Origin of the sequence: Niastella vici, assembly GCF_002077945.1 — a bacterium.
Classification (GTDB): Bacteria; Bacteroidota; Bacteroidia; order Chitinophagales; family Chitinophagaceae; genus Niastella; species Niastella vici.
Window position 1 is genome coordinate 21,098 of the sequence record NZ_LVYD01000087.1, and the last position, 14,002, is coordinate 35,099.

Genomic DNA, 14,002 nt, shown 5'->3' on the forward strand with positions numbered 1-14,002 from the left:
TCGCTCAAAATCAGGGATCTCAGGCCGGCGTCCTGGCCTTTTTTATTCCCTGGAGCCGTTAGAATTATTTTGTAAGCACCCGCCAATTTTTTAAATTGAAAGTACCATTGTTAACCTTAACCGAATTCCTATGGTGTTCTCTTTAAGCAGGAAACAGGCGCTTGGAGAATTACAATCCATCCTCGAAAAGTGGAATACCCCGCCGCTAAAACACCAGGGCTTCCTGATGGAACTCTGGTTCCTCGACTTTTTTGCCTACATCATCGAACGAATGCCCGATACGGACAACATTATTCCGGAAGTGGAAAAAACCATCGAGTTGGCATTAAAAGAGTCCTTTTTGCAAATTTGCCGGGTGCTGGACAAACACAATACTATCGACGGATCGGAAATCTTCAATCTGATGACTGACAATGAATTTGTATTGAGTAATGTCCGAAAAGCGTATAATAAAAAAATAGTAGAGAAATCGCCCAAGGGCCTGAGAAGGACCGATTGGATCGCCTATAACAATTGGCTTCTGACCTCTATTTACTGGAAGGCCTTTATTTGGTCACACGATCCAGGCTTCCAGATAGATACTACTGACGAAGAATGCTGGCGGAGAGAGGCTGAAAGTTTATTTCATAAAGATTATAAACCCTTAGCCGCGATGCGGCAGGCATTTTTCAATTCGGGTAACCCTTACGTAGGCTTTGATGGAAACCGCATCTGCGTACGGCCCGAAATAGAATGGCACCGGTTTATGAAGAAGCGAAATACGTCCATTGAACACACCCCAGAAACACATCACAATTAACATATTAACCATCAAACCGATTTCCTGATGCGCATCTCGTTGAGTTCATCTGAAGCCCTGGCAGAGCTAAAATCGCTGTTCGATTTAGGGGAAAAGCCTGGTTTCGAATTCCCTGCATTTAATATCGAAACTGAATTCATTGACTTCTTTTTCCAAATTATAAGCAATACTCCTACAAGAGACAATGTTGTTCCGTTCATGAATCGATTAATTGAGCGGGCTCTTGCCGAATCAATAAACAATATCTGGACCGTGCTGGCTCATCAAAAGGCGGATGGAACAGAAATTTTTGAACTGATGAAAGGCAAGCAATTAATTTGCCTTCGTGTAAAACGGTCCTATAACAGAAACGTTCCCGGAAAATCTCCGAAAGGGTTGATCAGCCCTTATTGGAATGCGTATAACAATTGGCTTTTAGCGCACATTTTCTGGAAAGCGTATCTCCAGGCGCACGACCCCGATTTTCGGGTAATCAACGTAGAGTGTGAAGATTCAGATGCACCTGTAGAAACGCTATATTCTGCCGATTTCAAGCCCCTATGGGCGATGAAACAAGCCTATATTGCAGCCAGACGGCCCACTGGTGGTTCAGATATTTTCATCAGGCCAATTGCTGAATGGTATTTATATCGCAGAGTGCATCGGAATGAAGTTTTGCCTAAAATGCGTTTTAACAGGGTTTAAATGGCCACCTACCCTATCAGGATTCCATACTACTTGTATAGGGCGTTCCTTTTTTATAAAACAATCATCCCTTTACCGTTCATTAGTTTCAATAACACCATAGCGCCTATTTGCCTGGAGACGGCCGTAGGTGAAAAAACACCGTCCTGCACATATTTGCCCCGCGTATATTGGTTGGAGCCGCCCCATAAATAAGGGGAATTAACATGGTGAGCCCGGTAACCTATACCATTATATTTTTCCAGCTTGTAACAGATGCCGGGAATGGACCAGTCGATCCAGTGATCGAAACCTTCCAGCCTTATGGCATCCGTGGCACTAACCTCCCAGGTAAATGGTGGCTTTCCTGCCAACGGCCTGCCCGTGGGAACGTGAACTGTGCGGGCGCTCAGCGGATCTCCGTTATGTAAATGGTGTAGAAAGCTCAGGCCAGATTCCATACTATGAATTACGCCGATCACATACCAGGGCACCCTGGTTGAATCAGCTACCGGCAGATAACGGGATTTATTGTCAGTAATTTTTTGGATGAGCCTATCGCCCTCCTGCCTGCGGTCGTTATTTAATTGACAACTATTAAAGAACGACTGGTAGCTTATGCGTAAATTTTGGTCAAGCACCAACATAAAAAGTGTTTTATAGTATTTTAATCGCGTTTGAAAAAGGGCCCCGCTCCCGGCTAGCCGTTGCGGGACCCTTGTAAACAATACGCATTCTTATTTCCTTTCATTGAGTACCGCCGACTGGCTTACTGCGCTCAATACCGTACCGGTCACCGTCAGGTAACCTGCTATGTGGGTAAAGACCGGTGGCAATGCTGCATGGGATTCCGCCACAACGGCGCTTGCTGTAACCAGCGCCACACCTATCTTACAAAGTGTTTTGAAAAACTTCGGTGTGGGGTCCTGCATTCTTTTTATCATCTTATTCATAGTGAAATTTTTCCTAGTTAAAAATAAATGCCCTACTACTAACCAATCGCAATAACCGCATCTGCGCCACTTACCGACCGGGGCCCCTGCGCACAAGGCGCCGGCTGATAAGGCTTGCCTAAGGCAGGTATGGAAGCTTCTATATATGCATACCTGCATTGGACAAACAAGCGCATAGGATAAGGTGGTTTTGGATTAGGTATTTTTGGATTAGGTGGCCTCCGATCCCGACATGTCGGGAGGGCTGGCTGGCAACAGATGAATGCGGGCTTCGGTTGGTTGGCTCCCCGACTTGTCGGGGGCAGCCGTTCCTTTACTGGAGGTAAGCCGTTCATGGTTGCCAGATAATGATCACAGGCCACAGGTTACTGGCTCCGCTTACTGAATAACCCGCCAAACAACCGGAGAAGTTATGTTTTCTCCATCAGCGGCTACAGCTACTACCCTGAACCAGTATTTCTCCATCGATTTTAGGCCAACAAACTTAAACTGTGGGTGCTTGCCAGCTTCGATGTGCCATACCGTTCCATCAATAGGCGGCTCAGTAGTATATTGGTGCATATATGCTCTTGCACCCCTCAACCGCTTTACGCTGGTAGTTGCCACACCGGAAGCTCCTAATGTTACTTCCAGTTCCTGAATCACCTGCTCTACCTGGGTGCTGCTTGCTCCTGAAACGGGGAAACCGCTGCTTAACAGCTTTAGCCGGTCACCCTTACATTTGACCGTAACATATTCAGCCAGCTCGGTCAATAAACCTACCAGTTCATCCTTCAAATTGTTTTTAAGTTGAACAACTTCTACGTCACGGCCTTTCGCATTATTTACTGCAGATAGCACTGCAGGCAACAGTTTTTTTGTTGCGGCCAATGCGGGCGGCGCGTCGGCAAAATCAGGATTGCCTTCCATTTTTGCCACTACGCGATATCCGGTTAGTACGGTGTCGCTATCGCGCAGGTATTTGTACGAGGTTAAGATTACATCTTCCATTTCAGTAAAATTTAAACGTTAGGAAATTAAAATACCTGCTACAAAGAGAAACCTTAACAAACTTTATTGGCCAATAAAGCAATCAAAAAAACGGGCTGTAATACCTGCTCTTCGTACTGTTATACTGATGTAAGTTATGCTGTCATTAATGCATCTTGTTTCCGGAAGCCGGATGCAGGTTGTAATGGGTGACAATTACGATCCCTGCGGGTTGTTTGGAAAACATTATAACAACGAACTACATCAGCTTTTTTAGTACGAGCGGTCCAGTTATACATTGGCGCCGTTGACAGTGCAAATAAACGTTATGAAACAGCCTAAAAAAGCTGCCAACCATGGAACAACCCCTTTTAACTCAATGATTATGAGGGAGAAGAATTTTAAAAAAAGATTAGAAACTGGTATGAAAGAGGATGGGAATAGCAGGAATATGATCCAATTAACTACTCTTTTTATCAGACAATAAAATATGTAAAAGGCATAATGAACTTCTGTATTTTTAACTATAATTTTTAAGCCTTGCCAAAAGATATACTTTATACCGTTGCCAAAGACAGCCAGGATCAATTCATTACCACAAAACTTGCAGAAAAAAAGAAAGATTATTATTGTTTGCATTGCAATGGGGAGATGGTTTTTAGAAAGAGTGGAAAGACCGGACCAAATTCAAAACGGCCTCATTTTGCGCATAAAGCCCTAACCCCAATTGTACACCCGAGACAGTTTTACATTCTACTTTCAAAACCTTGTTAGCAGAAAAAATTCTAAAGCATATTGAACAAAGTATTCCCCTGCCATTTTCCCGGGATTGTAGTGAATGCGAAGAAATGCATAATGGTGATTTGACCAAAAGAATAAAGAGGGTCATTGTTGAGCATGATATGGCTGAAGTAAAACCTGATATAGCTTTATTAGACGAAGCGGATAAAATAATAATTGTAATAGAGGTAATAGTTACTCATAAACCAAATGAAAAAGCTTTACAATTTTATAAGCAAAAATAAATTATTGTTATCGAAATAGTGTTGTCATCGGATGAGGATATCGAAAATTTGGATGAGAAGATCACAAAACCAAACCGGGTTGGAGCTTGTCGAAATCCCAAATGTTCTACCTGCAAAACAGGAATGCATAGAACAATAATGATGATTACGGAAGGTTCTTGTTGGAAGTGTAACGAGCCTATGAAGATAGCCTTTTATCAGAAGGCTAGTTCTACTTTTGGGCCAGGTACATTTAACGAACATGAGCTCGCATTAGCCAGAAGTAAAGGGGTTATAATAAAAGAGCAATATAGCAAACTTACAAATGAGCGATACCTGGCAAACACTTGCAGGAAATGTGGTAATTTCATTGGGGATCATTACCTTTTTATTAATTATGCTGCACCTCATATTGTGAGGATATACCTTCAGAAAAGTATGAAGCCGGCTTTCATTGTAATAAATGTGTAGCAACTGAAATGTGGGAAGATGAGGAATAGCGTTTTAACAGTGTTTAATGTAATTGTCATCTATCTGCAAGGAATTCACATAGGCATTCTACAATTTTTTACACAGCTGCGCCATTGACATTAAAAGATCAATCACCTTTCTTTTGGTGCCTTCGTCAATTTGATAATACTTATTTTGCAGGTGGAAAACCGAAATTTCCAGTTGTCGCGGTGTGCTAAAAAGCGAGGACACGGCCGTTAAGATCTCCGTTATATTAGTATTGGTATAAATTCCTGAATCCTTAAATAGCCGGGTGAAGAGCGCCAACACCTGAACAGAAACCGAGGTTTGAATCTTGTTATCTTCATTGACAACTACCCTTTCAACAGCAACCGCACTGCTTTCAAGGTGCTCTAATTCATGGGAGATCCAATCGAGGACCGCTTTTTGTGCAGCCAGTTGTGTTGCATAGAAAGGGACAGCATTTATTTCCAGCAATTGGCTCATTTCTTTATAACAGGTTTTTAAAAATTCAATCCTGCAGACAACTGAGTCTTCCATTTCCATTATCATCCTGATATGGGCGCAGGTTTGGTGTATAAATACTGCATCGTTGAAATTCCAGCTGATCAGTAATTCCGTTAAAGATGTATATCCATAGTGGCAGGTATTTGAAAAGTGATCGGTTATTCCCTTCATTAAGTTCTTTAAATAAGCCACCTGGTAGTACGTTGCAGGTATTTCTTCCTTATATTTAAGCAAGCCTGTTATCAACCGTTCCAGGATATTCATCACACTGCTGTTTGTTTCACTGCCAGGCATGGTTTTGATGATCATTTTCCACTGACGTTTCAGCTCAAGCCCCTCCCGAAGCCTTATGGGGAAAGGTATATTTAGGTCAACATTGAAAAATCGGTTAAAGTCCTTTTTCAGGAAAACAATGATGTCTTCCAGTTGTGTCGCCACCTGTTGATAGAATTGTTTTGCGTGCCCTGTAATAGACTCATGAAACTGATAGTTAAAAAGCAGGTTTAGCATCGATGCCACTATCATTTGATGACGTTCTATAAGTAATTCGATCTCCTCTTCAGATTTACTATAGAGCGTGTCAAGAAACAATTGTCGTCTGAGGGATTCTTTCAGTTTAATTGAAGTGGCCAACCAGTCAGTAAGTTGTTCCGGGGTGGCCTTTGATAACGCAACAGGATGAAGTAGTACATGAACTAATTGATCCAGGCTTTCTATTGTATGTTTTTCCATGGCGCCGAAGTTTTTCGTTATTAAATATTGAAATGTTCGGGGCACGGAAAGTGTTACATTGATTCCGTAAAAATATGAAGAAGAAGAATAACCCAGCTTGACATAAGTCATGAAATTTTGTTTGAATAATAATAAGTGAACGGCATGGCTCAACCGAATGTTAAACCCAGAAGAGCAACTAAGATAACCAGAAAGAAAAATAATTTCTGCTCTCTCAAATATTTTGCTTTAATTCTACTGAAAGTAGCCGGGTCCATCCCTAAATAAGCAGCCTGGTGTTTGCCAGCTATTCTTAGAATAAGATGCGCATAAAATTCAAGTAAATATGCATATCGCGCGTCAGCAGATTTTCCGAGAATAGAAAAAAGCCGCTTCGATTCCAATGCATAATAATGTTGCAGCAGTTTACGGCCAACGAAGTTAAATTCTGGAAATTTGTCGTAGATAAATTCAAGCTCATCGTAAGTTATATAATATACGATGGTATCTTCCAGAGCCTGAATAAATTCAAAAGAACTCACCTGGTTGAAATAACTTACTACAGAAATAGCAATATCTCCCTCTATCAATAGCCAGGGACAAATTTCAATATCAGCGTTTTCGTAATAAACACGCACCAGGCCCTGTTGAATAAAGCAGATATTTTCACAAACCTGGCCTGGTTCCAATAAAAAGCTGCCTTTTGGATATTCTTTATATTTGATCTTATCCTTTAAATGTAGTTGCAATTCCGGTGATAAAGGGCGGATGGAGTTTAGCTTATTGAGTAATTGTTGCATTGTACGTTAGGCTTTAGGGTTAAAAATGGCTTTAGCATACTTGCTACAATGCTCAGCACTTAACCTAAGTACATTCAACAGGTCGGAATAAACGCTATACAAAATATATATATTTTTAGCTTCCCGCAAATGACATAAGTCATGAAAATATAGTATATTGATATTTATCAATTCAACCGTCCCAACTTCGCATAGTCAAAGTGTACAGAATTACACAAACATCAGTCACTTGCATATATTAGTTGACAACATTTGGGCTAATATTGCCAACATTGGGTCAACTGTAACCCTTTATGGTGCACATGTAGCTTTTAATTGTACCAAAGTAACTAACTACAATGCGTTTCTTACTTTAGATGACTCATCCAAAGCTAACATTGGTGCCCTAGTGGCTTATTATAGTGCCGAAGTAGCTTATTTTAGCTCATTCCTTACCAACTTCCATGCATAAGTTGCTTTTAATTCAGCAGAAATAACCAACATCGGACGGTATGTGAGGAACATCCGATGTAATATTAACAACAAGTGCCCCAAAATTGGCTACTAACGACATAATGTTGGCTACTGACGAGTCATAAAAGGCAAATGATACAATGGAAAAAGTAAGGGGTTTACTATAAAAAGCGAGTGATAATTCATAAAAAGCCAGGGTTAATGTGTAACCGGGGACTGGAGATCAATAAAAAGCTAATGATGAGGAGGAAAGGGTGAGATGCGACGAAATGCAAATAATGAATAATCCTTTGGAGTGAGGGCCGTTTCTGATGCATTTAAAGGTTCCGCTAATTCTTTGTAAATAAGTTTTTAATAATACTCCAAAAACTCCGTGGTTTTATCGCCGCATCATATAATCTGTGATTTTGAAGGGAAATTCTTTTCCCGATTAAGTAAAGTTCATCTATTAAAAGGGGATCAAAACACTGCAGAGTCACTTGTGGCGTACGATTTACACCGTTCAAAATTTCATCAGCAGATGCATTTGCAGGATAAACTCGTCTTACAGCAATTGTATTGTCATCCTCAATTACCATATCAAATCCTAAATTGCCTGATAATAGTTGTTGTTCCATTACGCAAGTTTTTGAGCTTTCAATTTATTAACTTTCATTATAACCTCAAAAAGGCTGTCTGCAACCGCTGCAATAATCGATACATCATATTCATCAAGAAAACTGTTTTTACGGTCGCTCTCAATACATATAAACCCCCAAATCGTAATCTTTTCATTTTCCGTGGAAGAACTCTCAGTCGCCAATGGGATAACTGGATATACCAGCTCACTTTTATAAGGTAATTTTTGATTCTGATATTCGGGCCTGTAGGTAGTGTGATAATTCCTGGTTTCAGGTATATTATTATTCAGGTAATAAAACTGTGCATTATTATTTAAGACATTACCTACAATAAACTGAAAAGCAGTATTACCAATCACAGTGTGCTTCAGCTTTAGATATTCATTTGTATCCCTCAAAAGTTGATGCTTATAGTCTATGCAAAGAATTTTCAATTCACTATCTGGTGAAACGGGGCAAGAAAGAATAGGTACCTTTATTAATACTGTACAGTTTGAACGTGTTTTTTTAGCAAAAACCACCTGTAGCATATTGCATAAGGTGGTTATGTCCTGCATTATTTCCTCTTTTTCATTTGTATGCAATCCTTTAATGCTGTTTATTTCTGCAATAGTGTACTTTGATCGAATGATAGCATTGCCATATGTCGAATAAATAATGCCCTCAGTAAATGCCAAATAAAAAAAACGCAAAATTAGAATAACTGTATATAAAGAGCCCCCTAACAGTGCAGACTTATAAAGTGAAAGATGGAAGAAGCTTTTCCCAATAAGTAGGGCAGCAATAACAGCTCCTATGGCGGTTCCCAACCACCTGAATAATGGGCTATTAAATATATCTCTGAAAAATGGCAGCAATTAAAACAGATTATTATTAAACATAGGTAAAATTAATAATTTGCTCAAATAAATAACTAACAGGCGTTAACAATCTAAATCTATTGATCTATATCAATTAAAGGATAACCAGGCAGCGGAAGCATATAACAGATGAGCTTATGGGTGACTGTATAACCGTTCATCAGGCATATCAGCGTCGATAGGAATAATAGCCGAATCGGTTATACAACAATTAACCGGACTATACCCATTCTCCGCTATTGTTTTTGGATTATCGGGGTTATTATTATATCCTGTTTGTTCAACCTCGTAGAGTAAAGAATTTTCGCGCAGATATTTTCCGTTCGTATCAAACCAATAATATAATTGACCGTCGCCGAAGTAATTTATACCTCCAGTTTCCATTTTCGTGCAGGCCATATATGCAGTTGCACAAACAACAATCATAACAATCGTTTTCATACCCATTAAATAGTTACGTTTACAATGAACCAGATAGCTCTATCATTATGGCACTGGGGATTTTAGAAAATCAGCGCTATAGCGTATGCGCAACATAATGCAGATAAGCATCGGATTCAATGTAAACATACAAATAACCTCAAACTAATAGGCAACTTAAAAAACTATTAGATTCAATGTCTCTCATCGAAGTGCTTCAGAACTTTTTTGTTGAATTGGAATTGTTGCTGGAAGCGATTTATGTAATGTATAGAAATGCCTTTTAAGTATCTATGAATCATTGAATGACTAGGAGGTCATAAAAAAGAAGCGGCCAAACCTGAAGCGATAAGCCACTAGATCCAGATGCTGTAATCAAAACGTTTTTTAGCAGACTTTCGATAGTTTATACCAGGTTGGAATTGAGAGATAGGATACAGGCTGAATATATTTGGAAAGTTGTGATCAAATAAAATTATCCCCATAAAAGTGCTGTTGGTTATAACGATTTGGAATGTCAAATAGGCCAAAGAACAAGCTATAACCTGTTAAACCCGGACCTATCAAATAGTAATTAATACGCATATATAAAGAAGTACTTTGGACACCAAATTTATAATATTTACCAATTTTGAAACCTTACTTGGATTTAGTAAAAATTGTTGCAAATTGTACTATGACAGTGTTTTTAGCGCTTTCTTTCTTATGAAAGCCGCATCAGGACTATGAAATTTGAAAATGCATCTTTTAACCATTCTAACGAATGTTTTATATATAGTGCCATATGACAACAGTACAGAGGATATTAATGACCGAAGGACCAATGCTATCCGGTGAACTAGCAAAGCGACTGGCAGTAAAGGAATCTTTAAAAGTTAACACGGCTAGCCAAAGAATTAATCGAGCTTCAGAATTTAATCAAATAAAGGGCTTTTTTAAGAGCAACCAATCTTTATGCTATTTGCCAGAACATGCAAAGGATGATTGGATATTAAGTGTACTCTCCGATTTCATGTATGAAAATGGTCGGAAGTATTGGTATACACTGAATGCGTTAAAACTTCATGAAGGGATTGTTAGCCGAAAGTATCTCGAATGCTATACCAATTATCCAATACTGCCCCTCTCCGGTCATATTCCGTTCGAAACAGTAATAAAGTCATTTATTGACCAGAGAATATTGGTATACAATGAATCGGATCTTTTGTTTTCTCCTCAATTTAGTAATCTCATTGTAAATCCTGCATTACATAGAACGATCGAATTGATAAAAGGGAATATTTTAGAAAATTTCCACTCCTTAGCACGTAATACAGGACTTATTTCATATGAAACCGGTGAGTTATTTGGTGAATTTGGAAAATTTAGGTGGGCGTTTAAAGGCCTATCGCCAGTAAGGGGCCTCAAATCCGATGGAAAATTTGGTTATCTGCTAGGAGATGTTTTAATTGGAAAGCCCTTTTATGAAAAAGATATATTGTTCTTTATTGATAAACTGCGCCATATTCAGAGTTTTAGGAATGCCTCCCGCATTTTTCCAATTCTTTTAATTGACAATCTGGATAAAGAAGCATTATATAAATTAAAATCCGAAGGTATAGTGATTGGCTTTATAAAGGAATTGTTTGGCGACAAATATGCTGAATCACTTAAGGAATTAATTGGAATATTGAATAATGCTGCCGCTAGTCTAAAAAAAGATCCAGACAAGTATTTGGATTTAATTCGAGAATTACGAAAGTACAACGAAGGTTTATTAAATAATATTCGCGGAACTCTATTTGAATTTGTTGTAGGCCATATTCATCAACAGAAATGTCAATCGTTAAATATGGGACGAGAAATTATTATGAATAATTCTCGCCATGAAATGGATATTGAGGCAATATACAGTTCAAAGGTTGTGATAGCAGAGTGTAAAGCTCAAAAAAGTCTTGTGAATCTTGAGGCAGCGGAAACATGGTTAACTGAAAAAATACCTGCTTTTCGAAATTGGATTTTAAAGCAAGATACTTTAAAAACGAAGAGGGTTGAATTTGAATATTGGTCAACAAGTGGTTTTATGCCAGATGCAGAAACTCTTTTAAATGATGCGGCACAAACAACGGAGAGATATAAGATTTCGATTTTCGGACCTGAAAAAATTAGGGACAGGGCTAAACAAATAGGTCATAAGAAATTGAAGGAATCACTTGATAATTTCTTTTTGAAACCTCAAGTCTAATCAACTAAGATATTATCTTATCATATAGAATTAACCAAGGAAAGTAAACGCCCGAGCGACTAGGGGTCGAATTGGAAGCTAATAAGAAATAGCTTTACGCTCTTTGAAATCATTGGTAATTATGGAACAGAACCAGCAACAACAGGCTGCATTAAAAGTGCGCCGCTCCAGTCAGGAGATCCTTGAGTGTTTAAAAGAGCAGCGCCAGGGCGGATTAACCGTCAGAGAGTATTGCCAGGCTAATGCAATATCAGAGAAGACCTTCTACAGGTGGCAAAAGGTATACGGTAAGCAAAGGAGAAAGAGGCGCAAAAAGCAAAGTAAAGCCAGGAGTGGCTTTGCAACCATTGACGTGATCGGAAACGTTGTCGCTGCTGCGAGGCCACAACTATTTGCAGAGATCGGTAATATTAGATTGTACAAAGAAGTGCCCGCTGAATACTTAAAAACGCTTTTATCATGAGTAAACTGCTATCCGTTCACGAGAGCGTGAATTACTATTTGTATAGAAAGCCGGTAAAGATGTCCAGATCATTCGATAGCCTTGCTGCACTGATCAGGACCGAGTTGGACAAGGATATCATCAGTGGCGATGTATTTATCTTTTTGAACCGGCACCGGACAATGATAAAAGTGTTTGTATACGAGCGCAAGGGCTTCAGTATATTTTACAGGCGATTAGATGAAGGCTCGTTTCAACTGCCCGAGATCCTGGGCGAGCAGGTCAATTATAAAATGAGTGCAGAACAGATCATGTACATGCTAAGCGGCATGAGCCTGGAGTCTGGTGGTTATGTAAAAGCAGATAAGTATGAGCCGTTACTCGGCGTTCAGGTATAGGTAATGCACACATGTGAATAATTAAGTTGTGCTTCGGTATAGTCTATAGACATTGATGAGTTGTTTTAAATGTAGCACTCATCAATCAGGAATCTTTTGCTTATTACTCCTCAACATCAGGAATTACAAAACAAATACGAACAGTTGCTTTTTAAAAGCATGCAGTTCGATGCCATCCTCAAGCAAAAGGACGAGATCATACAGCAACTACAAAGTCAGATCAATCCGCTTAAAAACCTGGTGGAGCAATTACTTGCCGAAGTAAAGCTGCTAAGAGAGCAAAATGCCGCACTGCTGGAGCTCATCAAAGAAAAGGATAAACGTATCCAAAAGCTGGAGCTGGTAGAGCATCAATACCACCAGTTGACTAAACTGGTGTATGGCCGCAGCAGTGAAAAGACTAGCACGGCTTTACCAGGCCAATTATCTCTAGGGATCGATGCGGAACTGGTAGAAGCCTGCAATATCAACGACGGCCAGAAAATAGAATCCTACACAAAGATCAAATCTGAGAAGAAGAAACATCCTGGCAGAAATGAGATCCCTGCTCATCTTGAAAGAAAGTATATAGATATCCATCCGGAAAATCTGCCTGCTGACGCCCGAACACTTCGATACAATAGAAACAGAACAATTGGAATATGATCCTGCACGCCTGTTTGCTACGGTGTACCGCCGATACAAATACAAGCGTAGTAATCCAAATGGTTCAATTGAGTTCTTCATAGCCAGCCTGCCTGAGGAAAAAGATAAAAGCCTGGCTGCACCTTCGCTAAAGGCACATGTAACAACAGAGAAGTTCATGTGGCATACCCCGATCCACCGGCAAATGCAGAAGTTTGCTCAAAGCGGAATTATCTTATCAGAAAATACCATTGGCGATTGGATCAATGGTACCTGCCGCAGTGTTATCGCTATCTATGATGCGCTCCGTAATAATATTGTAAAGCCTGCATGTGGATACATGATGGCCGATGAGACACCCTATCAGGTGCTGGATAGTGAAAAAGCCAAAGGCAAAAAATCACATATAGGTTATATGTGGTCCTATTGCAATCCGGTTGATAAACTGGTGTTCTTTGAATACCAGCGAGGCCGTGGCAATAAGCACGCAAGGCCGGTGCTTCAAAATTACAAAGGCTATCTCCAGAGCGATGGTTACTCAGTGTATAAGCATTACGGTAATCTGCAGGGCGTAACTCATGTAAACTGTAATGCACATGCCAGAAGAAAGTTCTATGACGCCCGGCAGACCGATAAGAACAGAGCTGAGCACGCCTTAATGCTGTACAGCAAGCTATACGGAATTGAAAGTTATTGCAAGGAACAGCACCTCAGCTTTGACGAACGGGTGAGAATACGTCAGGAAAAATCAGTCCCCATCTTTGAAGAGTTGACGGGCTGGGTAAAAGAACAAATACCTAAACTAACAACATTACGAAGTCCGATAGGCAAAGCGCTGGCCTACTTTTCTGAAAGGGAAAAGCAACTCGGTATGTACCTGTATGATGGCATGCTACTGATGGACACCAATCTTATCGAGAACGCTATCCGCCCGATCGCTTTAGGCCGGAACAACTTCCTGTTCGCCGGCTCACACGATGCAGCACAGAATGCAGCAGTAATTTATTCACTGCTGGCCACCTGCAAGCTGCATGAAGTAAATGCATATGACTGGCTGTGTAATCGGTAATTACAACTACACAGT

At 39.9% G+C, this 14,002-nt stretch carries 18 protein-coding genes; 9 read left to right on the forward strand and 9 right to left on the reverse strand.

Going from position 1 to position 14,002, the window contains the following annotated elements; all coding sequences use genetic code 11:
- Nucleotides 1-130 precede the first annotated feature (130 nt).
- Nucleotides 131-799: a hypothetical protein gene (locus A3860_RS33905; RefSeq protein ID WP_081154970.1), complete on the forward strand. Its 669-nt coding sequence runs from the start codon at nucleotides 131-133 to the stop codon at nucleotides 797-799.
- A 27-nt stretch (nucleotides 800-826) separates the two neighbouring features.
- Nucleotides 827-1,483: a hypothetical protein gene (locus tag A3860_RS33910; protein ID WP_081154971.1), complete on the forward strand. Its 657-nt coding sequence runs from the start codon at nucleotides 827-829 to the stop codon at nucleotides 1,481-1,483.
- Nucleotides 1,484-1,536: 53 nt separating this feature from the next.
- Here the strand turns inward: A3860_RS33910 and A3860_RS33915 are convergent, their stop codons facing one another.
- The 4 genes from A3860_RS33915 to A3860_RS33925 all read right to left on the reverse strand — a co-directional run bounded on the left by A3860_RS33915 (nucleotide 1,537) and on the right by A3860_RS33925 (nucleotide 3,405).
- Nucleotides 1,537-2,109, reverse strand: a complete 573-nt coding sequence (locus A3860_RS33915) for a hypothetical protein (protein ID WP_081154972.1) — start codon at nucleotides 2,107-2,109, stop codon at nucleotides 1,537-1,539.
- A gap of 90 nt (nucleotides 2,110-2,199) precedes the next feature.
- Entirely contained in the window at nucleotides 2,200-2,415 is a 216-nt protein-coding gene (locus tag A3860_RS33920; protein ID WP_081154973.1) for a hypothetical protein, read from the reverse strand.
- Nucleotides 2,416-2,453: 38 nt separating this feature from the next.
- Nucleotides 2,454-2,591 carry a hypothetical protein gene (locus A3860_RS41360; protein WP_158085447.1) on the reverse strand — a complete coding sequence of 46 codons (138 nt, stop codon included), beginning with the start codon at nucleotides 2,589-2,591 and terminating at the stop codon, nucleotides 2,454-2,456.
- 202 nt (nucleotides 2,592-2,793) lie between these two features.
- The gene (locus A3860_RS33925; RefSeq protein ID WP_081154974.1) at nucleotides 2,794-3,405 is read right to left on the reverse strand and encodes a hypothetical protein; all 612 of its coding nucleotides are present in this window, start codon (nucleotides 3,403-3,405) and stop codon (nucleotides 2,794-2,796) included.
- Nucleotides 3,406-3,712: 307 nt separating this feature from the next.
- On the opposite strand from A3860_RS33925, the gene A3860_RS41365 reads away from it, so the two are divergent.
- Both A3860_RS41365 and A3860_RS33935 read left to right on the forward strand, forming a co-directional pair.
- Nucleotides 3,713-3,871, forward strand: a complete 159-nt coding sequence (locus tag A3860_RS41365; RefSeq protein WP_158085448.1) for a hypothetical protein — start codon at nucleotides 3,713-3,715, stop codon at nucleotides 3,869-3,871.
- Between the two features lie 280 nt (nucleotides 3,872-4,151).
- Nucleotides 4,152-4,409, forward strand: coding sequence for a hypothetical protein (locus A3860_RS33935; RefSeq protein WP_081154976.1), 258 nt, complete (start codon nucleotides 4,152-4,154; stop codon nucleotides 4,407-4,409).
- A 537-nt stretch (nucleotides 4,410-4,946) separates the two neighbouring features.
- Here A3860_RS33935 and A3860_RS33945 read toward each other — a convergent pair.
- The 5 genes from A3860_RS33945 to A3860_RS33970 all read right to left on the reverse strand — a co-directional run bounded on the left by A3860_RS33945 (nucleotide 4,947) and on the right by A3860_RS33970 (nucleotide 9,251).
- Nucleotides 4,947-6,098, reverse strand: coding sequence for a hypothetical protein (locus tag A3860_RS33945; RefSeq protein WP_143774399.1), 1,152 nt, complete (start codon nucleotides 6,096-6,098; stop codon nucleotides 4,947-4,949).
- A gap of 149 nt (nucleotides 6,099-6,247) precedes the next feature.
- Nucleotides 6,248-6,877, reverse strand: a complete 630-nt coding sequence (locus A3860_RS33950; RefSeq protein WP_081154979.1) for a Crp/Fnr family transcriptional regulator — start codon at nucleotides 6,875-6,877, stop codon at nucleotides 6,248-6,250.
- Nucleotides 6,878-7,659: 782 nt separating this feature from the next.
- The gene (locus A3860_RS33960; protein WP_081154981.1) at nucleotides 7,660-7,947 is read right to left on the reverse strand and encodes a hypothetical protein; all 288 of its coding nucleotides are present in this window, start codon (nucleotides 7,945-7,947) and stop codon (nucleotides 7,660-7,662) included.
- Nucleotides 7,947-8,807 carry a hypothetical protein gene (locus A3860_RS33965; RefSeq protein WP_143774400.1) on the reverse strand — a complete coding sequence of 287 codons (861 nt, stop codon included), beginning with the start codon at nucleotides 8,805-8,807 and terminating at the stop codon, nucleotides 7,947-7,949. Before A3860_RS33965 ends, A3860_RS33960 begins: the two co-directional genes overlap by 1 nt.
- A 138-nt stretch (nucleotides 8,808-8,945) precedes the next feature.
- On the reverse strand, nucleotides 8,946-9,251 hold the full coding sequence (locus A3860_RS33970) for a hypothetical protein (RefSeq protein WP_143774401.1): 306 nt from the start codon (nucleotides 9,249-9,251) through the stop codon (nucleotides 8,946-8,948).
- A gap of 763 nt (nucleotides 9,252-10,014) precedes the next feature.
- Between A3860_RS33970 and A3860_RS33975 the strand changes: the two genes are divergently transcribed.
- From A3860_RS33975 to tnpC, 5 genes are all read left to right on the forward strand, one after another.
- Nucleotides 10,015-11,454, forward strand: a complete 1,440-nt coding sequence (locus tag A3860_RS33975; protein ID WP_081154984.1) for a hypothetical protein — start codon at nucleotides 10,015-10,017, stop codon at nucleotides 11,452-11,454.
- Between the two features lie 121 nt (nucleotides 11,455-11,575).
- A complete protein-coding gene (gene tnpA, locus A3860_RS33980; protein ID WP_081154985.1) occupies nucleotides 11,576-11,917 on the forward strand; it encodes an IS66 family insertion sequence element accessory protein TnpA in 342 nt (113 codons plus the stop codon).
- Entirely contained in the window at nucleotides 11,914-12,294 is a 381-nt protein-coding gene (gene tnpB / locus A3860_RS33985) for an IS66 family insertion sequence element accessory protein TnpB (protein WP_081154988.1), read from the forward strand. The genes tnpA and tnpB overlap by 4 nt, the downstream gene beginning before the upstream one ends.
- A 96-nt stretch (nucleotides 12,295-12,390) precedes the next feature.
- Nucleotides 12,391-12,939: an IS66 family transposase gene (locus A3860_RS33990; RefSeq protein WP_143774402.1), complete on the forward strand. Its 549-nt coding sequence runs from the start codon at nucleotides 12,391-12,393 to the stop codon at nucleotides 12,937-12,939.
- Nucleotides 12,929-13,987: an IS66 family transposase gene (tnpC, locus tag A3860_RS33995; protein WP_158085449.1), complete on the forward strand. Its 1,059-nt coding sequence runs from the start codon at nucleotides 12,929-12,931 to the stop codon at nucleotides 13,985-13,987. The genes A3860_RS33990 and tnpC overlap by 11 nt, the downstream gene beginning before the upstream one ends.
- Nucleotides 13,988-14,002: the final 15 nt, after the last annotated feature.